General features: G+C 70.8%; 14 protein-coding genes and 1 riboswitch. Of the genes, 4 read left to right on the top strand and 10 right to left on the bottom strand.

Annotated elements, in window-relative coordinates; translation table 11 throughout:
* The 6 genes from AWW66_RS19435 to AWW66_RS19415 all read right to left on the bottom strand — a co-directional run.
* On the bottom strand, window positions 1–4,674 hold a 4,674-nt coding region (locus tag AWW66_RS19435; protein ID WP_067368353.1), incomplete at its 3' end, for a DNA methyltransferase family protein.
* The gene (locus AWW66_RS19430) at window positions 4,671–7,475 is read right to left on the bottom strand and encodes a helicase-related protein (protein WP_067368350.1); all 2,805 of its coding nucleotides are present in this window, start codon (window positions 7,473–7,475) and stop codon (window positions 4,671–4,673) included. The genes AWW66_RS19430 and AWW66_RS19435, both read right to left, overlap by 4 nt.
* Before the next feature lie 18 nt (window positions 7,476–7,493).
* Entirely contained in the window at window positions 7,494–8,588 is a 1,095-nt protein-coding gene (locus AWW66_RS19425; RefSeq protein ID WP_067368347.1) for a serine/threonine-protein kinase, read from the bottom strand.
* A 165-nt stretch (window positions 8,589–8,753) separates the two neighbouring features.
* Window positions 8,754–8,900 (bottom strand): hypothetical protein, encoded by a 147-nt coding sequence (locus tag AWW66_RS33815; protein ID WP_157527605.1) that lies wholly within the window; start codon window positions 8,898–8,900, stop codon window positions 8,754–8,756.
* A gap of 39 nt (window positions 8,901–8,939) precedes the next feature.
* Window positions 8,940–10,859: an N-6 DNA methylase gene (locus AWW66_RS19420; RefSeq protein ID WP_067368344.1), complete on the bottom strand. Its 1,920-nt coding sequence runs from the start codon at window positions 10,857–10,859 to the stop codon at window positions 8,940–8,942.
* 58 nt (window positions 10,860–10,917) lie between these two features.
* A complete protein-coding gene (locus AWW66_RS19415) occupies window positions 10,918–12,501 on the bottom strand; it encodes a 3'-5' exonuclease (RefSeq protein ID WP_067368342.1) in 1,584 nt (527 codons plus the stop codon).
* 100 nt (window positions 12,502–12,601) lie between these two features.
* On the opposite strand from AWW66_RS19415, the gene AWW66_RS19410 reads away from it, so the two are divergent.
* The 3 genes from AWW66_RS19410 (at window position 12,602) to AWW66_RS19400 (ending at window position 14,796) form a co-directional block, all read left to right on the top strand.
* Window positions 12,602–13,132, top strand: coding sequence for a DUF4352 domain-containing protein (locus tag AWW66_RS19410; RefSeq protein WP_067368340.1), 531 nt, complete (start codon window positions 12,602–12,604; stop codon window positions 13,130–13,132).
* 78 nt (window positions 13,133–13,210) lie between these two features.
* A complete protein-coding gene (locus tag AWW66_RS19405; protein WP_067368337.1) occupies window positions 13,211–13,945 on the top strand; it encodes a hypothetical protein in 735 nt (244 codons plus the stop codon).
* A gap of 32 nt (window positions 13,946–13,977) precedes the next feature.
* Complete coding sequence (locus AWW66_RS19400) at window positions 13,978–14,796, top strand: RNase H family protein (protein ID WP_067368334.1); 819 nt, start codon at window positions 13,978–13,980, stop codon at window positions 14,794–14,796.
* Between the two features lie 179 nt (window positions 14,797–14,975).
* On the opposite strand, the gene AWW66_RS19395 is transcribed toward AWW66_RS19400, so the two are convergent.
* The 3 genes from AWW66_RS19395 to AWW66_RS36035 all read right to left on the bottom strand — a co-directional run bounded on the left by AWW66_RS19395 (window position 14,976) and on the right by AWW66_RS36035 (window position 17,463).
* A complete protein-coding gene (locus AWW66_RS19395; protein WP_067368331.1) occupies window positions 14,976–15,467 on the bottom strand; it encodes a DUF1707 and DUF4190 domain-containing protein in 492 nt (163 codons plus the stop codon).
* Between the two features lie 109 nt (window positions 15,468–15,576).
* Window positions 15,577–16,632 (bottom strand): diacylglycerol/lipid kinase family protein, encoded by a 1,056-nt coding sequence (locus tag AWW66_RS19390; RefSeq protein ID WP_083978637.1) that lies wholly within the window; start codon window positions 16,630–16,632, stop codon window positions 15,577–15,579.
* A gap of 150 nt (window positions 16,633–16,782) precedes the next feature.
* Complete coding sequence (locus AWW66_RS36035) at window positions 16,783–17,463, bottom strand: LysM peptidoglycan-binding domain-containing protein (protein WP_067368328.1); 681 nt, start codon at window positions 17,461–17,463, stop codon at window positions 16,783–16,785.
* A riboswitch (cyclic di-AMP (ydaO/yuaA leader) is annotated at window positions 17,460–17,600 on the bottom strand. It overlaps the preceding gene by 4 nt.
* 392 nt (window positions 17,601–17,992) lie before the next feature.
* Here AWW66_RS36035 and AWW66_RS19380 point away from each other — a divergent pair.
* Window positions 17,993–18,268, top strand: coding sequence for a hypothetical protein (locus AWW66_RS19380; protein WP_157527603.1), 276 nt, complete (start codon window positions 17,993–17,995; stop codon window positions 18,266–18,268).
* Between the two features lie 191 nt (window positions 18,269–18,459).
* On the opposite strand, the gene htpG is transcribed toward AWW66_RS19380, so the two are convergent.
* A complete protein-coding gene (gene htpG, locus AWW66_RS19375; protein ID WP_083978636.1) occupies window positions 18,460–20,376 on the bottom strand; it encodes a molecular chaperone HtpG in 1,917 nt (638 codons plus the stop codon).
* Window positions 20,377–20,634: the final 258 nt, after the last annotated feature.

The following is a 20,634-nucleotide window of genomic DNA, read 5'->3' as shown; positions in this document are numbered from 1 at the left end:
GCCATCCTCGTCCTGCACCACGTCGAAGCCAACCGCTACGCACGATGAAAATGGCTGAATCTCTACAAGAGCAGCGCGCCGGTCCCGGTCAACCCGAAGCGGTGTGTCCCAGCTCCAAACTTCACCAACGCCGCCCAGGGCTCCCGCGCCCGGCCAGGATACCGCCCATTTCAGGTCGGACCACTCGGGCCGATAAAGCTCTCGCCAAAAGTCTTCATATGCTTTAGTCAAGCAATTAAGACGGAGCACTCGCAAGAGCAGGTCTGATTGCAGGGGATGCCCGGGGATAGGCGCAGGAAGCCTACCAGCGTCCGTATTCCTCAGGTCAGCCTTACCCGAAATCCTCAGCAGATAGTCCAGTGGCAAGGAGGCCCAGAACCCTGCTACCAACGCTGTGGAAAGATGATCTCCGAGAGACATCGAGTGGACAGTATTAACATGAGATGGCCCCGGCGGCAGGATTGCAGAGAAAAGGCTTCTTTCGGTATCGAATGCCACCATTCTACGCCAAAACAACCGATACAAATCCGAGCTATTGCGAGTCACTATAGGCGAATCCGCAACCGGGGAAGCCCGCATTAGCCATTGATCTTGCATCTCTCTAAACTGGCCCGCCCCGACAAAGCGTCGGAGGTTGGTCCTAGGAACGGCATCAGCCTGCAGCTGCGTCAGATCGTACGCGTCATAGTCCCTGTTCAGACGACATGGGATGCGAGGCATCTTCGCCATAGGGTTTGCGATACCGAACAAGGGGCCCTGGTAGATAACGTCGGACCAACTCGCGGGATCATAAGTGTCCCACCCGAACACACCCGCCTTCGAATCCTTCGATTCGTCGAATCCAGGCGATATGTGAGGAAGTTGCGACGCAAGTCGGTAAGGGTATTCTCCAAGCGCCGCAATGGCGCGCTGCTCGAAAGTACTTACCGGATAGAGGAGTCTTGTTTCCTCCACCGATCCCTCCTCACCTCCGATTTTATGCCATTCTCTAAGCGCTGCGGAGTCCACCTTTACCAACCTTGCCGCATGAGGCCTTACATCCCAGCGACCATCCACACGAATGCCAGGCGCACCCCCGTCCCCGTCGTGATCGAGAGATCCAGTCAGGGTGGTTGGATCAAACAGCCAACTGACGCTCAGGAAATCGATCTCTGATTCCGAGCCGTATACATGAATTCCGAATTGCTTCGTCCACTCGATTTCAGGAAAGAGGAGTCGACGGTTTGAGAAATGGGCATGCAAGCGCAATCTTCTGTAGGTTGCGCCACGCAGAGGCGCCTCCTTGATGCCAGCCATATGACTATCGGGATGAATGAGTGCACACAGACCCACACGCTTCATCAAAGACCAGCACTTGATCATAAATGCGCGGTACAGATTTGGCTGAGTTCCTACGAGATGTGAGTACGTGCACGAGGAGCCAAGGAAAGAAGCAACTACGGCTTGATTTAGCACCTCCGCAAGAAAGTATCTGAGCGCAACGGGTCGACCCACCGTCAATTTTTTTCGGCGTTCCCAATCGACGCTCGCGGGCTTATCAGCCAGCATGAACCACGGTTCCAACTCCGCCAACGCTCCTGGCTGGTCTTTGCGCGGTCTGACCCATGGCGGATTTCCGACCTGAAGGTCGAAACCACCCTTGATGAAGGCTTGGGCGAAGGTGAGTTCCCAATGGAAGAAGCCTTGGTCGGTGGCGATCTGGTTGGCGGTGAGGAGCCAAGGGAAGCGGTCGGCGAGGGTCCAGGGCGAATCGACGCCGATCACGCCGTCGAGTTTCTGCTCGAACTCGCTCAGCTCGGCCAGGCTGGTGAGCTTGCGGCCGTAGAAGCGGGCGGTGTCCTCGTCGGCGTCGCTGCGGCCGATGAGGGCTTCGGCGAAGGTCAGCCAGTCGTCGAGGTTGGTCAGGGGCACCTGTCGCCGGAGCTGTTCGGCCACCGTCACCCGGCGGGTGCCGCCGGTCGGCTTGGTCGGCAATTTCATCTGCTGCGGCTGCACGTTGCCGAAGATGTCCTGCGTCTCGAAGACGGTCGGTTCGTCGTTCGCCGGCTCGTCCTTGACGTGGGTGACCTCGACGGGGGTGGGCGGATAGGCCGGGTCGGAGCCGTCGAGCAGACCGACCTTGTCCAGCGGCCAGAACCACAGCGCGCACCACGCGTCCATCAGCGTCTTGAGCCGCCAGTACGGGGTGCCGGGCGCGGTCAGATCGGCGAGGATCTCCTCCCGGGGCACCGCCCCGTCGACCGGGGGCAGGTCCTTCGCGCCCCAGACGGCGATGTCGCGGCGGATCTCCCGCTCCGAGATGGCGAGGCGCTCCTGCACCAGACCCCACAGGAACTCCACCCGCCCGGCTAGCCCCTGCAGCCGCTTGACCTGCGAATTCTTCCCTTTGGTGCCCTTGGTCGACGGGGCGCGCTTCATCGCCGTACGCCAGGATTTGAGTTTGGCGGTCTCGGCCGGGGCCAGCTCGCGGGCCTCCTTCTCCCCCGCGACCGCGCCCCACCCGTCGGCGGGGAGCAGGAAGTGGTGGACGGTGCCGTCGTCGATCGGGCCGTCCCGGAAGGGCTTCTCGGCGGGCGCGCTGGTCAGCCACGACTTGTCGGTGAGCTGGCCCGGGGTGTAGGTCTTGCGTCCGCAGCCGATCAGTGAGTTGCCGCGTTGCAGGTGCAGGCCGAACCAGGGGGCCTGGAGGCCGGCGTGCATGACGTTGAGCCAGAGGCTGACCTCGGCCAGCTCGACGGCGGTGCGGTTCAGGTCGACGCCGTAACAGTTGTGCAGCGCGATGTACGCCTTCACCCGCTGGAGTTCCAGGTGGTAGTCCTCGGGGTCGAGGGTGGTCTCCAGCTCCCGCTGCCGACGGCGCAGGTACTCGGCGGCGACCTGGTTGATCGCCTCGTTGAGGAACGCGCCGGAGCCGAGCGCCGGCTCGCAGATCGTCCAGTCCAGCAGCTCACGTGCCGGGGTGGTGGTGCCCTCCTGGTCCAGGCGGTACTTCAGGGCGAGCTGGACGGTGACCTCGGTCAGCGACTGCGGGGTGTAGTAGGAGGCGCTGGTCTGCCGGTCCCGGCCGGCCAGCCGGTAGACGAACTGGCCCGGCTCGTAGCAGACCCGGCTGCGGATACCCGTGTACGCGTTCTCCCGATAGACGAAGACGCCATCGTCGTACTCCTCGATCTTCGAGGCGGGGACCATCCACGAGCCGTCCTTCGGGTCGCCGTTCTTGGCCACCTCGTAGAGGCGCTCGGTGGCGACGAACCCGGTGTACGACATCAGCCCCTCGTACACCGCGCCGAGCTGGTTGATGCCGAGCTGGGCGTACGAGATGAAGCCGCCCCGGCGGCGCTTGCCGCCCTTGGTGAGCATCAGCCGGCGCAGCACCTCGTGCAGCACCTTGTTGCGCAGCCGGGTGTCGATCGTCGGCCCGTCTCCGTCGTCGTCGTCCCCGTCCGGCGCGGGGACGGAACGGCCGATCAGGTGGGTCCGCTCCGGCAGGAACAGGTCCGAGCGCAGCGGCTCGAAGCGCGGCCCCTCCCCCTCACTGGCCGATTCCGCCACGGCGACCCCGGCGCGCGGACGGTGCCCCTCGTTGACCATGCGGAACAACAGGTCCAGCGAGTCGTGCAGGTGCCGACCGCCCTCGGCGGAGGCCGGCAGCGGCCGGGCGACCAGGTCACCGAGCCGGGCCAGGCTGTAGCCGCGCAGGTAGTCGGGGTCGTTGACCGGGAGTACGCCCAGTTCGGGGCGGGCTTCGGCGTAGAGCAGGAAGAGGACCCGGTACAGGTAGCGCAACGCCTGCCGGCCCAACTCCCGGGCCAACTCGTCCAGCTCCATCACCTGCTGCGGCTGGTAGCCGGCGTCGCGGATGCGGTCCAGCACCTCGTTGGCGATCAGCTCGACGGAGACCTTCAGCCCCTCCCGCAGCTCACCGGAGACACCCACGGCGTGCTGGCGGGAGCCGGCGACCAGGTCCGCGAGGGGCTCGGTGCCGCCCTCGGCGGGCGGGCGCAGCGAGTCCGCGCCGAAGAGTGCGGCGACGACGTCGTACTCGGTGCCGTCGTTGCGGGCGTACGCGGTGTCGAGGCTGACCGCCAGGTAGCGGCCCTCCCCCCAGACCGTGCGGTCGGCGAGGGTGAGCACGCCGCCGCTGAGGATCAGCACGTACCGTGGTTTCGGGCTCTCGGCGGCGAAGAGCCAGGAGGCGAGCTTGGCGCCGGTGGTGATGGTCTCGTTGCCGGGTAGGGCGACCGGGTCGAGCAGCAGGCCCGCGCCGTCCGGGTTCTGGGCGTCCTCCGGGTCCACCGCCCAGCCGCAGTCCAGGGCGAGGATGCCGTGGCCGCTGGCCAGCTCGGCGTGGGCGACGACGACCTCGTGCTCGTGGCCGCCGCGTTCCACGGTGAGGGTCTGCGGCTGGGGGTCGAACCCGAGCGCCCGCAGCACCTCCTGGTGGTGCTTGCGCAGCCGCTTCGGGTCGAAGAACTCCTCGTCGGTCAGCTCGGTCTTGGCGTCGAAGAAGTCCCGGCGGATCCGGCGCAGGCCGGCGCGCGGGGTGACCCGCCCGCCCTTCTCCTCTTCGGCCCACCGCTTGGCCAGGCCGCCCTTGAGGGTGGTGGGCAGGACCTCGGCGAGGTAGTGCGCGGAGAGGTACTCGCCACGGTTGGTCAACGACTCGAAGCTCATGCGGCGCTCTGCTCCCCAGACGGTACGAGGACGGCGAGCACCCGCAGCAGCGGTTCGCCGTCGGTTTCCAGGCGGTCGAGCAGGTCGTGCTGCTCGGAGACGGTGGCCTGCACCCGCTGGCGCCGCCTCTCGCGGTGCGGGGCGGGCCCGGTGTCGAAGAGGCTGGCCTGTTGGAAGGTCGCCAGGCGGGCCCGGTGCTCGCGCAGCGGCGCGGCGTTGGCGGCGTCGAACTCGTCGCGCTTGCCGGCGAGGTGCTGTCGGGCGGCGGCGACGGCCTGCGGCAGCAGCGCCCGCAGCGGGGCCAGGTCCACCGGCTCGACCCGGTTGACCATCGTCGGGCCGACCCCGGCGGCGGGCAGCGCCTCGTCCATCGGGCGGATCGTCGGCGCATCGGGCAGGCCCGAGACGGCCATCCACTGGACCACGGTCGCCTGACCGAGGCGGTTGGCGTAGACGCCCTGGACGAGGAAGACCGGGTCGGTGACGTCGGCGGTGAGCACCGGGGCCTGCTGCCGGCCCAGCCGGATCAGCACCTTGTCGACCAGCCAGTCGACCATCGGGTGGACGTCACTGAGGAAGGCGACCTCCGGCCAGACCGGCGTCCGGGACTGCCGGGCCTGGTCGAGCTTGCGCTGCGCCAGCGTACGGTCGAAGGTGACCTTGAGGCGTAGCTGCTCGCCCTCCCGGTGGTTGCGCAGGTAGCTGCGGGGCAGGTCGGTGAGGCGCTGCACCAGGTCGGGCGGGGCGAGGAAGGTCAGCAGCTCGTCCTCGCGGCGCAGGTCGATGTGGTCCTCGGGGCGGTCCTGGTAGATCTCGTGCAGGGCGGTGTCGACAAAGTCCCGGGTCGAGTCGAACAGCTTCGGCACCCGGGCCCGGGGCACCTCCGTGGTCTCCGGTGCGGAGCCGACATCGCCGAACAGGTCGGCCATCGGGTCCACCTCGGCGTGCGCGGCCTCGTAGGACTCGTCCACCGTGCGGCCGGCGAGCAGGTCACGGACCAGGCGGTCCTCCTCGGCCTTACCGTCGAAACAACCGGTGGCCGCGTGGGCGCTGCCGAGGGTGCGGTGGGCCTTCTCCTCGCGGCGCAGCAGCGCCGCCGAGACCGTCCGGTCGTCCTTGGCGTCCACGCGCGCGGAGGTGAGGAGCAGGGCGCGGAACTGCGGCTGGTGCTGCTGCCCGTACCGGTCGACGCGGCCGTTGCGCTGCTCGATCCGGATCAGGCTCCACGGGATGTCGTAGTGGAAGAGGTGGTGGCACTGCTGGTGCAGGTTGACCCCCTCGGAGGCGACATCGCCGGTGAAGAGCAGCCGCACCTCGCTGCCGGCCAGCTCGAACTCCTGCAGGATCTGCTGCTCGTCCTTGTCGGGGATGCCCCCGTGCAGCACCCGCACGGCGTTCGGCTTGAGCCCGAGGCGGGCCGGCACCACCTCCGCCAGCCACTTGATGGTGGCGACCCGCTCGGAGAAGACCACCGCCCGGATGTCGCTGCCCCGGCCCACCCCGATCTCTCTGAGCTGCTGTTCGAGGTGGCGGAGCTTGCTGGAGTCGTCATCGGTCATCGCGGTCGTCAGCTCGGCCAGCCGCGTCAGGGCGACGCGCTCGGTGCCGGTGGCCTCTCTCAGGCGCTTCTTCACCGTTTCGTGCAGCGCCCGGTGGGAGGAGAGGAACGCCTTCAACAACGTGTACGGGAAGAGCCGGTGCTGGCCGGTGATCCTGTCGTCGCTCCACTTTCCGGCCAACCACACGTCGGTCAGCTCGTCGAAGATCTGCTCCTCGATGTCACCGGCCGCGCAGGTGACCGGCGTGGACGGTCCCCGATCGGCCCACCGGTCGCCCATCTGGTCCCGGACCTCCGGGCTGATCTTCGTCCGGCGCAGGTAGAGGTGGGCGATGTCGTCGGGTTCGTAGTCCTTCTCGTTGGCGATGGCCGTCGGGTCCAGCAGCGAGATGAGCTGGGCGAAGGATTCCTTGTCACCGCTGTGCGGGGTGGCGCTGGCCAGCAGCAGGGCATCGGAGTGGGCGGCGAGCTTGCGGGCCAGTTCGTTGCGTTGGGTACCCGTGTTGATCAGGTTGTGCGACTCGTCGATCACCACCGCGTCCCAGGTGGTGGCGTCAAGGTGGTGCCCGAACTGGCCGGCGTCCTTGAGCGTGTCGATCGAGATGATCGCCCGCTTGAAGTGGGTGAAGGGATTCCGGCCGGCCGGGATCTCCTGCTGGATCCGCTGGATGCCCGTCGAGTCGAGTCGGACCAGCGGAATCGCGAAGCGGGTCCACAGCTCCCGCTGGAACTGCTCGAGGACCTGCTGCGGCGAGACCACCAGGATCCGGTCGCCCCGGCCCCGGCGGATCAGCTCGGCGAGGATCAGCCCGATCTCCAGCGTCTTGCCCAGGCCGACCACGTCGGCCAGCAGAATCCGGGGCCGCAGGCCGGACAGGGCCAGTTCGACGGGGCGCTGCTGGTAGCTGAGCGGATCCAGCAGGAACCGGTCGGCCAGGGCCAGGCCGCGTTCGGTGCGCGGCAGCGGGGTACGCCGAAACACCGCCTCCAGGAACAACCGGCTCTGCCGGAACCGGGACGTGGTGTCCCGCACCAGCTCGGTCTCCTCGGGGACCAGCGGGGTGATCGCGTCGAGGGCGGTGAAGAAGGTGGCCTCGACGTCCTGGACGAACTCGGAGACCCCGACGACTTTGATCATGGTGCCGTCGGCGGTGCCGGTCTTCACACTGCGGACCAGCCATTCCTCGTCCCGCACCTCGATACGGGAACCCGGGGCGAAGGTCACGGCTTGCGGGTGGGACATGCGGTGGGAGGTGCCTTCCTACAGCGTGTTGCGGCGGGCGTACTGGTGGCGCAGCTTTTCGATGAGCCAGGTCAGGTCTGTCGGGGGTGGCACCGGGTGGGCCGATGTCGTCTGGTCCGACTGATCTGTTTCCGGCGTCGTCGGCTCCGGCTCCGGTGTTGTCGGTTCCGGCTCCGGTGGCTCGTCCACCGTCGCGGTTTCCGGGTCCTGCCGGGGGTCGCTGAGGCTCGGCGGCACCAGCAGCTCGCTGTCCTCGTCGTAGGTCAGCTCGATGACCTTCCCGCGCAGCTCCACCACGCCGCGCCCGCCGGCCGCGACGGCCACCTCCAGCAGCCGGGCACGCACCGTGTCGAGCCGGGGACGGGCGCTCGGGTCGTGGGCCAGCATCGTGCCGAGCAGCGGTGCCAACTCGGCCGGCACCCCGGTGAGGTCCGGCAGGTCGTCCGGCTCACTGATCCGCAGCAGCAGATGCCACGAGTTCGTGGACGGGTAGAGGCCGTGCCCGGTGAGCGCGAACACCAGCGTGGCGGCCAGCCCGTAGATGTCCACGGCGGCGGTCAGGGAAAACTCACCCTTCACCTGCTCGGGAGCCATGTACGCGGGCGTGCCGACGAGATCGCCGTCGGCGGTCAGCTGACCGTCCCGCCCGATCAGTACCGCCAGGCCGAAGTCGATCAGCTTCGGACCGTCCGGGCCGAGGATGATGTTCTGCGGCTTCAGGTCCCGGTGCAGCAACTTCGCCTGGTGCACCTTGGCCAGCCCGTCGGCGAGCATCGCCCCGACCATCGCCGCCAGCGGCAACGACAACGGGCCCTGGGCGTCGACGTGCTGGCGCAGGGTGGCTCCGGGGACGTACTCCACGGCCAGCCAGGCCGGGTCGGCGTACGGGTCGGCGTCCTCGAGCCGGGCGACACGGGAGCCGAAGACGAGGCGGAGACTGTCCACTTCGGCGGCGAACCGTTCCCGGACGGTGGGCGCCTCGACGAGGTGCTTCCTGATCACCTTGAGAGCGACCCGGTCCGCAGTCGGCGAGACCGCGAAGTACACCTCCCCCATCCCGCCTGACCCGAGCGGCTTGACCAACTCGAAGCCCCCGATGCTGCCCAGGGTCATCCACTCTCCCTCATGCGTCCGCCCTGCCCCACGCCCGGCGGACGCATGACCGTACTACGCGACACAGTGGAGAACCAGCCACTGATCAGTCTGGTGTACTGCCAGATCGTTTCGTCGCTGCCCACGGCCTTCCGGCACCACGGCGCCGTCGGGTATCCGACGCACTCACACCGCTTCCCGGGCCGATAGAGTCAGTCCGGTCGTGCGCCGCGCACCGCGGGCCGTGCTCATCCGGTGGGCGGCGTCGTCCACCGCCACGGCATGCCGGCAGACCGCGTCAACCGACATCCGCACACCGTCGTCATCGACCATCACCCGCCTCCGAGCGCGACGGTACGACTCGGTCGCCCTCTAAGAGTGATCGGTGTCCGGGAGCAGGGAGCCGCGCGCCAGGCCGTCGGCGGTGAGTTGGATCAACTCCTCCCCCAGCACCGCTACCTGTCGGACGGCCCACTCGAAGGCGTCGAGCCGGCGGAACGCCTCGCCCTGGGTCCGCTGCTCCTCCAGCGACACCCGCCGCACCTGGGCCCGCCGGATGTCCAAGCGCAACGTTCCGGAGAGGCTCGACGCCTGTTTTTCGTTCGCCGAGGTACGGAGCTGGCCGGCGAGGAACCATGGATCGAGGGCCGCCGGGTTGGGCCGCAGCAGGTAGAGGTTGCGCCCGAGCAGCGCCCCGGCACGGGCGACGACCCGGGCGGTGAGCTGTCGGGCGATCATCGGCACCACCACGTCACCGGGGGCGAGGCCGATCTCCTGGCCGAGCCGGCCTGCGTCCCGCGCGGAGGCCTCGGTCCCGGCGAGGACGTCGGTCACGGTGAGGACGAGGGGACCGACGTCGGCTGGCTCACCCTCGTCGGCGGCGGTCGCCCGGATCGGGCCGATGATCTCCAACGCGCCGGTGCGGGCCAGCTCGGCGACGGAGACCGTCAGCCCCGCCTCGGTGGCCGGCGCGGCGGTGGCCGGTGGGATCAACGCGGGCAACTCTTTGACCAGGGCGGCCAGTCGGTCGCGGGTGCGTACCAGGTGTTCTCCGGTGCTGGCGGCCTCGACGGCGGCCTGCCGGCGGGCGGGGGTGAGGTCGGTCTCCTCGTCGAGCAGCTCGATCACCGGCACCGCCCGCGCGAACCCGGCCTGCGCCACGTCGGCCTCCGGGGCGACGGCGAAGGACCGCCACACCGCCGACACCCGGGGAGCCAGCTCGGTCAGTTCGCCGGCCCCGGCGTCGACCAGCAGCGTCCGCGCCGGTGCGGGCGCGTCCGGTGCGGGCCGCCGCAGCACCCACAGGTGCAGGGGTACGCCGTGCGGCGCGGCTGCCCCCGCCGGGAGCGCCACGACGGCGCGCAGCGCGCCCCGGCGCAGCAGTTCGGCGCGGATGCGCCGGCCGGCCCGTCGGCTCGCCGCCGCCGGGGGCATGAGCAGCACCGCGTACCCGCCGGGTCGCAGGTGGGTGAGGGCGTGCTGGACCCAGGCCAGCTCCGGTTCGGTACGCGGTGGTGTCCCGTACTCCCAGCGCGGGTCGTACCCGAGTTCGTCGTGCCCCCAGGTGCTGACGCCGAAGGGCGGGTGGCAGACGACGGCGTCGACGGTGCGACCGGCGTACGCGTCGGCGCGCAGCGAGTCGCCGGGGCGTACCTCGCCGGCCACGCCGTGCAGGGCGAGCCAGAGGCCGGCGAGCCGGGCGGCGTCGGCGTCGATCTCCTGGCCGTGGGCGGCGGTGCAGCCGGCACGGGCGGCGGCGCGCAGGGTGGCGCCGGTGCCGGCGGCCGGGTCGAGGACGGTGCCGCCACCGGCGTCGACGAGGGCGACCATCAGGTCGGCGAGGCCGTCGGGGGTGACGGTGGTACGGCCGCCGGGGCCGGGTGCGGAGAAGCGTTGCCACAGCTCGTCGAAGGCGACCTGCGGGCCGAGTTCGTCGGCGAGGGCGTCGACGCTGGCGACGTGCTCCCCGAGCCGGGCGTCGGTCGGGGGCGGGGTCTCACCCCGGTGCCGGGCGAGCAGTCGGGCGCCGGCGGCGGCGAGGACGGCGGGGGCGGCGTCGGGGGTGCGCGCGAGGTGGTGCCAGAGTCGGTCCACGGTGGACAGTTCGGGGAGTTTGCCCTGCCCGTGGAGCCACTGCTCGACCTGGCGGAGGTCGAACTCGGCGCTGGTCGCGGTGCCGCCGACCGGGGCGGGGAAGTCGGCGTGGCGTTTGCGCCAGTTGCTGACGGCGGCGCGGCCGACCCCGGCGAGCCGGGCGATCTCCGCCGCCGTGATGGACGGGTTCTCCTGCACCTCCGCAGTGTGCCACACCCGTCAAGCATCACGCCTGTTGACTTAGTTCACAGTTAGCTCACACGATCAGCTGCCGCACCAGTTCGACGACCCCCGCCAGGAGCGCGCCGCCGACCAGCGCGACGACGGCGCACCCGCTCTTGGCGTGCGTGGTCGTGGCGAGGATCGGCGTCGACCGGCCGACGGCGGGCCCGGTGGCCGCCGACCCCTCGACGGCGACCGAAACCTCCACCGAAACCTCGATCGGGGCGGCGAGGGTCCCGCCGAACCGGTCGCGGTACTCCGCCGGGGTCAGCTCCCGGGGCCGCCAGTACTCGTGCCACCGGGGACCGTGCGGGCCGTCGTCGTCGGCCTCCTCCGGCGCGGCGGCCGGGCTGCCGGACGCGGCGGCCACCTCGTCCGCCAGCAGCGTGCGGGCCTGCGCCACGGTGAGGACCGGCACGCCGAGGTCGGTCGCCCGGGCGATCCGGGGGTCCGCGGCGGCGCCCTCGTCGACGATCACCAGCCGCACGGTGCGGGTGAGCTTCACCGCCACCGTGGCCCCGTGCTCGACGGCGAGGTCGACGGCCTCGGTCACCTCGGCCGAGTCGCCGACGGGCAGCACCCGCCAACCCCGTAGTGGGGCCTCGCGCCGGGCCCGGTTGGCCGCCGCCGCCTCCTCCAGGTCCCTGATCAGGTACGTCGTCCCGAGCTCCTTCGCCGCCCGCTGGAGCTCGCGCAGCTCGGTGGCGGTGACGACGCCGTCCGCCTCGGCGTGGGCCCGGCTCACCACGAGGAACTCCTCGTGCACCTGCCAGGCCGTCGCCTGGGTCAGCCCGGCCCGACCGGCGAGCGCGGCCAGGTCGGCGGCCTCCCCGCCGACGATCCGGCCGTCGGTGAGCGCGCGGGCGAGCAGCGCCCGGTAGTCGCGCAGCCCGTCCGGTCGCGGGCGGGGCGGATCCACCGTGTACGGCAGCCGGGCGGTCAGGGTGGCGAGCCAGCCCTCGCTGCCCCTGCGCAGCCCGACGACGCGGGGGGTGACGGGCGTGCCGCGTGGTTGCGCCGGCAGCGGTACCGGTGCCAGACCCCGCCACGACAGCGGCTCGGGGGCCGCGCCGACCAGGGTGGCGAGCGTGCCGGCCATGGCCCGGGCGAGTCCGAGCGTCGAGGGCAGCCCGCTGGGCCACTCCCCGGTGAGCAGGTTGGCCATCTCCGTCAGCGCATGCTCCTCTCGGTCGAGGTGGACCCGGCAGGTGACGAGGGAGCAGAGCCCGGGAACGGGCGGCAGGGCGATGTCCAGGCGGTCGAGCTCGGCGCCGAGGAACCGGTCGACGAACTCCAGGTTGTGGCCCACCACGATCGCGTCGCTCAGCCGGGCCAGCAGGTCGTCGGCGATCTCCGCGAAGGTCGGCGCGGGGGCGAGGTCCACGTCGGCGCTCCGGTGGGACTCGGCGTCCGCGATCGACGCGCCGGGATCGACCAGGGTCGCGTACTCGTCCAGGACGACGCCGTCGCCGCGCATCCGGACCACGGCCACCTCGCAGATCCGGGCGCCCTGCTCGGGGTGCGGGCCCGTTGTCGCCACGTCGACGAGGGCGAAGGTGAGGGTCCGCGGGTCTGCTCCGGGCTGCCGGGTGAGGTGTCCGGCGACGAAGATCGGCACCCCCGCAGTGTGCCATGGCCGTCAAACAGCATGTGTGTTGACACCGTTCACAGCCGATGCTTTCATTGAGCCCGCCACAACGCTCCTCGGAGGTTAACTGATGCGCAAGACCACCGTCGTCGCCCTCTCCGTCACCGCCCTCGTCGCGCTGGGCTGCGGCTCCGCCGCCACCGACACGGCCGACGGAGCCACCGGCGACGACACCGGCGCGAAGACGGCCGAGGCCAAGAAGGTCGCCGCCATCGGCGACCCGGCCCGCGACGGCAAGTTCGAGTTCACCGTGAAGTCGACCAAGTGCGGCGTCGACAAGGTCGGGTCGGACCTGCTCGGCGCCACCGCCCAGGGGCAGTACTGCCTGGTCAACCTGACCGTCAAGAACATCGGCAAGGAGGCTCAGCTCCTCGACGGCAGCAGCCAGAAGGCGTACGACGCCAAGGGCACCGAGTACTCCAGCGACAGCGAGGCCGGCCTCTACGCCAACAAGAAGGCGGAGACCTTCCTCAACGAGATCAACCCCGGCAACCAGGTCACCGGCGTGATCGTCTTCGACGTACCGAAGAAGGTGAAACTCACCGAGCTGAAGCTCCACGACTCCTTCCTCTCCAACGGGGTCACCGTCGCCCTGAGCTGACCACCCTCCCGTTGCGGGGCGGGCTGCCCCCACCCGCCCCGCAACACCCCCGGACCGTTCCACCCAAGGAGTACGACCGTGGTCGACCCGACCAGCCCCGACCTTCCTCCTCTGCCCTCCCCCACCGTGCAACCTCCGCCTCCCCCCGCCACGTCGGCTGCCGCCGCACCAACCGGCACCACGGTCGCCGGCACTACCGGCGGCGGGCCCGCGAACCCCCGGCTCCGGATCGCCGGTGGCGCCCTGCTCGCCGTCGCGCTCTGCGCGGGCGGCACCCTGTTCGGCACGATGCTCGGCGGCGACGACCCGCAGCCGGTCGTCGCCGCGGCCACGACCAGCCCGAGCCTTACCGCTGCGGCGACCACGGCACCGGTCACCACCACCGCCCCCGTCACCGTCACGCCGTCCCCGGTCGCCCCGATCACGGCCCCGCCCAGCCCGACCCCCCGCCCCACGAAGAGCAAGCCACCGTCGTACCAGAACCTGACCGCGCGGCAGTGGAAGCTCGTCGCCAAGAACCCCGACGCCCACATCGGCCGGACCTACGTCGTCTACGGCCGGGTCACCCAGTTCGACGCGGCCACCGGCGCCGACACGTTCCGTGCCGACGTGGCGCACCGGAAGATGGCCGACGAGTACGACTACGAGACCAACACGATGTTCACCGGCGCCGAGGCCGACCTGGCCGACCTGGTGGAGGACGACATCTTCCGCGCCAGGGTCACGGTCCTCATGTCGTACAGCTACGAGACCCAGATCGGCGGGGAGACGACCGTCCCGCTCCTGCGGATCGACTCGCTCACCCTGCTCTGACCTCCCCTTCCCCTCAGACTCCAGGAGGCATCGTGCGTGCCGATGAGTTCGATGAGGCCGTCCACCTGCTCCCGCCCGACCTGTACCAGCGCGCCCTGCCGCTGCGCCCGTACCTGCCCCGCACCCGCTGCGAGCAGTGCGTCCGCATCGCCGACTCGGTCGAGCTTGCCCTGCTCGCCGCCCGTTACGAGGAGGCACGGGCCAGCGCCCAGTTGATCGCCGCCGCCGAGGAGCTGGCCGCCGGGCACCGCCACGACACCGGCGACCAGGTGGCACGCGCCGGGCCGGGGCGAGGGTTGGTGGCCCGCTGGGCAGGCGTACCCGCCGGGCTGGTCGCCGCGACCGACGCCAGTTGGAAGCGGCGGGCCGGCGGGATCGGGTACGTGGTCAGCGACGGCCGGTACGGGCTGCGCGGGCGACGGCGGGACCGGCTCGACCCGACCGGGCCGTCACAGGTGCTGGTCAACGAACTACGGGCGGTGGAGTACCTGCTCAGCGATGGTGTCCCGCCGGTCGGGCTGACCGTGCTGGTGGACAGCCTGCCGGCGCTGCGCCTGCTGCACCGCTGGCAGCGCGGCGACGTCACCGCCGTGCCCGCCGGGTACAGCCTGCGGCCCCGTCGGCACGGTGGACCGCCCACGCTGGTCCGGCTCGCGCGGCTGGTCGCCACGCGGCCGGAGCTGAGTTTCCAGCATGTCCGGGCGCACACCGGGCACGCCCTCAACGAGGCCGCCGACGGGTTGTCCCACCTGGCCCGTCGAAGCGTCGAGGAGCAGTTCAACCCGCGTACCCGGGCCTACGATCTGGTCGACGCGTTCCTGCGCGACTGGCACGCCGCCGTGCCGGTCTGAGCGGCCGGGCGCCCCGAGCAGCCCCGGCTGGCCCCAAGCGGTCCCGACCGGTCGCACAGCCGGGGCAGTTCCAAAGCTCCACCACAACCGACCCCAACCGGCCGGCGGTACCGGCACCCCGAGAGGAGGCGTCGGCCCCGGCTTCACCCGGCACGACGGCACGGCTCATAGGGCGCTGCCTAGGCGGGAGGCTGCACCCCGTCACCGAAGATCAGGATCCCGACGGCGCAGAGGGAGAAGACGATGCCCACCGCGCCGAGGATGATCCCGGTGAGCGCCAGCCCGTGGTTGCGGGCGCTCTTCAGGCCGGGTCGGCCGAGCAGGATCGCGGCCACGCCGAACAGCGCGCCGACACCGCCGCAGATCGAGGTGACCAGGGCGACGCCGCCGAGGGAGACCGAGGCGAGGGTCATCGTCCGGATGCGCTTCTCGGGATCGACGCCGACGGTCGGGGTCACGGGGGCCATCTGGGCCTGCTGCGGATGCCAGTGGAACTGTCGTGGCAGGTCGGCCACCTGGCTGGTCAGGTCACCGACGACCGTCGCGGTGTGGACCAGCGACATCCGGCGTTCGTAGTCGGCCAGGTCGATGTAGCCCTGTTCGAGTGCCTGCGACAGCAGGTCCAGGACCTGGGTCCGTTGTACCGTGCCCACCCGCTCGTTCAGATCCATCGATGAAACCCGTTCCTCCGTCGCTGCTGGTCGCCCCGGTGCCGCCGATGATCACCGGGGCCCCAGCCTAGACAGCGGGAACAATCGACCGGGCACCCCCTCGGGACGCCTACCCGGGGCAGCAGACGGTGAGGGCCGCCGGCACCACCTTCACCGTGAGCCGGCTCGTCTTCCCCCGGGCGCCGCCGTCCAGCTCGTACGTCTTCGGCGCGTCGAACCGTACCTTGATCTTGCGGCCTCGGGTGATGCGGACGAAGGGTGACTCCTCGGACCGGCCGGCGGCCATCCGGCCCAGGGTGCGGGCCCAGTCCACCGGGCCGCTGGCGGTGGCCACCCCCACCTCCAGGGCGCCGTCGTCGGGCCGGGCGTCGTCGAAGGCGGGGATGCCGCCGGTGATCGTGCCGACGTTGCCGAAGAGCACGCAGCTCGCCTCGCCGTCGAACCAGTCGCTGCCGTCGACCCGGACCCGGGTACGCACGCACTCGCCGCGCACGTGCCGCAGCCCGGTCAGCACGTAGGCCAGCCGGCCGAGTTTGCCCTTGAGCTTGCGGTCGGCGTCCCGGATCAGGTCGGCGTCGAAGCCGGCCCCGGCCATCACCGCGAAGTGTTCCCCGTTGAGGGTGCCCAGGTCGACGGTGCGACGGCGGCCGTGCAGGCCGATCCGGACCGCCTCGGGCAGGTCGGTGGGGATGCCCATGTTGGTGGCGAAGAGATTGGCGGTGCCGGCGGGCAGGACGGCCATCGGCACGCCGGAGCCGGCGAGGGCGTCGGCGCTGCGCTGCACCGTGCCGTCGCCACCCCAGACGAACACCAGGTCGGCCCCCTTGTCGAGGGCCTTGCGGACCGCCTTGGGCGCCTTGCGGCTCTTCGGGACCTCGTACCAGAGCAGGTCCCGCACACCCGCGCCGACCAGGGTGGCGCGGAGCTCGTCGAGGCCGCCGCCGAAGGTCTTCTTGCGGTGCGCGACGACGGCGACGGTCCCGACGGCCGGGGCCGCGTCGGCCCCGGTGGTCGGCTCCGCCAGGGCCGCGCCGGCGCCGGCGGTCGGCTCCGGCGGGGCGGCGTCGGCCGCAACCGCCGGCTGCGCCGGGTCGGCCGGCGGGTGGGTGGCCGGGGCGGCGTCCACCGGCCCGGCGGGGCGATCTTCCCGCGTGCTCGTGCTCATGGTGACCGCTGGTACCCCGCCGGCCGGGTCGCCACGCCTGCCGGTGAGCCGGGCGACGCCCGGCCGGGAGGAGAACCCGGCCGGGCGTCGTGGACCCCACGGACCCCGTGGTCGGTGACGGTCGCGGCCGAGCCGCTGACCTCGGAAGAGTCAGAGGCTGAGCCGCTGACCCGGGAAGATCAGGCCCGGGTCGTCGCCGACGACCCGCTCGTTGCGCTCGTACAGGGCCTGCCATCCGCCGGAGACGTTTTTCACCTGGGCGATCGTCGACAGCGTGTCGCCGGGCCGGACGACGTAGGTGCCCCGGTCGCTGCCCCGGGTGGCCGGCTGGGCGGCGCGCTGGCGGTTCTCGGCCCGCTCCGCCGTCCCGGTGGACCGCGACTGCGACCCGGACGCCTTCGACCCGGACGCCTTCGAGCCGCTCGACGTGGACGCGGACGACGTCGACCCGGAGCCCTTCACCGCGCCGCCCCTCTTGCCGCAGGTCGGCCAGGCACCGATGCCCTGGCCCTTGAGGACCCGCTCGGCCACCGCGATCTGCTCGCCCCGGCTGGCCAGGTCGGCCCGCTTGGCGTACCTGAGGCCGCCGTACCCCTCCCAGGTGCTCTGCTTGAACTGGAGCCCGCCGTAGTAGCCGTTGCCGGTGTTGATACTCCAGTTCCCGCTGGACTCGCACTGCGCGATCGCGTCCCAGTTGACGCTGTCGGCCTGCGCGGGGGCGGCCGTGCCGAGCACGGCGGCGGCCCCGGTCATCGCGCCGACGGCGAGGGCGCCGACGGCCCTGCGGCGGTTGCTGGTACGGCGGTGCCGGGCGTTGTACTGAGTTGGCATTGGTTCCTCCACGCCGACGGGGTGAGCTGTCGGGTTCGGGCCGAGGAGCCCGGCCGCCGGTGGGCGGCTTCACCCCGAGGTGACCTGCACCGTGGAACGTCGGGTCCCCCGCTCCATGCCCTGGACGACTGGTGCCGCGCGGACCGGTGGCATGGATTGGGCGTACCGGGCGCGGTGTCCGCAAACGCGAACTCGTACGACGGTAGGGCGGGTCTGCCCCGATCGCCCACCGTCGGTGAGGTTCTTCACCGGGCCGCACGGGGCGGTCCTCCACCGGGTTGCGGCATCGACCACGGCGTGCATCATGGAGCGCCGGACCCGGGGGTCACGTCGATGCCCGACGGCCCCGCCGGACCGTCGGGTCGCAGGTCGGAGGGCGGGTCACGTGGCGATTGTCACGTGCTGGTGGCCGGTGGCGCGGGTTTAACCCGGTGTTGACTGGTGAGGGTTAAGGGGACATCGCGTACGAGGGGGGCCGCTCATGTCCGATTCCGTCCGACCTGACCGTGGGGACACCGTGCCGGAGGGCGTGACCGACCCGATGCTGTGGCGCCTCGCCGTCCGGGTCGCCGAGCAGCACCGGGGCGGTGAGCACGGGGAGTGCCGCAACCTCCAGTGCCTCGACCGGGCGCAGCCCTGCGCGCCCTGGGCCTGGTCACAGCAGGCCCTGCGTCTGGCGCAGCCGCCGCGGCAGCAGCCGGCCTGGCAGCCGCAGCAGCAGCCGACCTGGCAGCAGCCGGCGGAGCAGTCGGCTCCCGTCGGGCACCCGCACCACCGGCACGGCTCGCCCGCCGCCGCAGCCTGATCCGCCTCGGTCACCCCACCGCGCCGGTCACCACGCCAGACTCCGGCCAGCGGGTGACCGGGGCCGACGAGGCCACCGCCGGCCGAGTCCGCGACCACGTCCACGGCGTGGCGGCCGACGACGACCGGCGCGGGGTGGCCCCTGGCGGGGTGCCACCCCGCGCCGAAGCGGTCAGCGAGCAGGCGACGCGGTCAGAGGGTACGGGCCAGCCGGTCGGCCAGGATCCGGGTGAACCGGGCCGGGTCGGTCAGCTCCCCGCCCTCGGCGAGCAACGCCATGCCGTACAGCAACTCGGCGGTCTCGGTCAGCGCGGCGGTGTCGTCGCCCCCCTGCTCGTGCGCCGTACGCAGGCCGGTGACCAGCGGGTGGGTCGGGTTGAGTTCCAGGATCCGCTTGACCGGCGGGACCTCCTGCCCCATCGCCCGGTACATCTTCTCCAGCGTGGGCGTCATGTCGTACGCGTCGCCGACCACGCAGGCCGGCGAGGTGGTCAGCCGCGACGACAGCCGGACCTCCTTGACGCTCTCCTGGAGCTGCCCGGTCATCCAGGTCAGCAGCGCCGCGAACTCCTTGCCGCGCTGCTCCCGCTCGGCCTCGGCGCTCTTCTTCTCCTCCTCGGTGTCCAGGTCGACCTGGCCCTTGGCGATGGAGCGCAGCGGCTTGCCGTCGAACTGGCCCACCTGCTCGACCCAGACCTCGTCGACCGGGTCGGTGAGGATCAGCACCTCGTACCCCTTGGCCCGGAACGCCTCCATGTGCGGCGAGTTCTCGATCATGGTGCGGGACTCGCCGGTGGCGTAGTAGATCTCGGTCTGGCCGTCCTTCATCCGCTCGACGTAGCCGGCGAGGCTGGTCGGCTCGGCCGGGTCGTGGGTGGAGGCGAGCGAGACGATCTCGAAGAGGGTGTCCCGGTTGTCCGGGTCCTCGATCAGCCCCTCCTTGAGCGCCCGACCGAACTCGGTCCAGAGGGTGCGGTACTTCTCCTCCTGGTTGGCCTTGAGGTCCCGGATCGTGGTGAGCACCTTGCGGACCAGCCGGCGGCGCACCACCTGGATCTGCCGGTCCTGCTGGAGGATCTCCCGGGAGATGTTCAGCGACAGGTCGTGGGCGTCCACCACACCCTTGACGAAGCGCAGGTAGTTCGGGATCAGCGCCTCGCAGTCGTCCATGATGAAGACACGCTTGACGTAGAGCTGGACGCCGCGCCGCCCCTCCCGCATGAACAGGTCGAACGGGGCGTGCGAGGGGACGAAGAGCAGGGCCTCGTACTCGAAGGTCCCCTCGCCCCGCATGTGGATGGTCTCCAGCGGGTCGGCCCAGTCGTGGCTGACGTGCCGGTAGAAGTCCCGGTAGTCCTCCTCGGCGACCTCGTCGCGCGGACGCGCCCAGAGCGCCTTCATCGAGTTGAGGGTCTGCACCTCGCTGGTGGTCGCGCCCTCCTCGCCGGCCCGCTCCACGGTCATCCGGATCGGCCACGAGATGAAGTCCGAGTACCGCTTGACGATCTCCCGGATCTTCGCCTCGGCGGTGTAGTCGAAGAGGTTGTCCTCGCTGTCCTCGGGCTTGAGGTGCACGGTGACCGAGGTGCCCTGCGGGGCGTCCGCGACCGTCTCGATCTGGTACGTGCCGGCGCCGGTGGACTCCCAGCGGGTACCCTCGCGCTCGCCGGCCCGCCGGGTGACCAGGGTGACCTTCTCGGCGACCATGAAGGTGGCGTAGAACCCGACGCCGAACTGACCGATCAGCTCCTGGTTGGCCCCGGCGTCGCGGGACTCCCGCAGCTTCTGCAGCAGCTCGGCGGTGCCGGAGCGGGCGATCGTGCCGATCAGCGCGACGACGTCGTCGCGGGACATCCCGATGCCGTTGTCCCGGACGGTGAGCGTCCGGGCCTCGCGGTCGGCGTCGATCTCGATGTGCAGGTCGTCGGTGTCGGCCTGCAGATCCTTGTCGATCATCGACTCCAGGCGCAGCTTGTCCAGCGCGTCGGAGGCGTTCGAGATGAGTTCGCGCAGGAAGACGTCCTTGTTCGAGTAGATCGAATGGACCATCAACTGCAACAGCTGACGGGTCTCGGCCTGGAACTCCAACGTCTCGGTCTGGTTGCTCACGTCATCCCTCCTGCGGTCCTGCCACGGTTCCGCGGAAAGGATACGGCGCGTCGACGACCGGTCGCTGTCCGGTCAGACCCCGCAGCCGACGCGCCCGGACAGGCCGCGTCGACGCCCCCGGTCGCCCCGGCGTAGGCACGGACGAGGCGCTGCCGGGCCCGGGAGGGCCCGAGGTGTGAGAGGGGTTCCCTTCTCTACCGCAGGTGTTAAAAGGGGGCCCTTCCTTCCCCACGAACGGGGGGACGCCGTGACCGGCGT

The sequence above is a fragment of the Micromonospora rosaria genome (assembly GCF_001567585.1).
GTDB lineage: Bacteria > Actinomycetota > Actinomycetes > Mycobacteriales > Micromonosporaceae > Micromonospora > Micromonospora rosaria.
The sequence above is the reverse complement of the archived record's forward strand: the minus strand, read 5'-3'. Positions and strand labels throughout refer to the sequence as shown.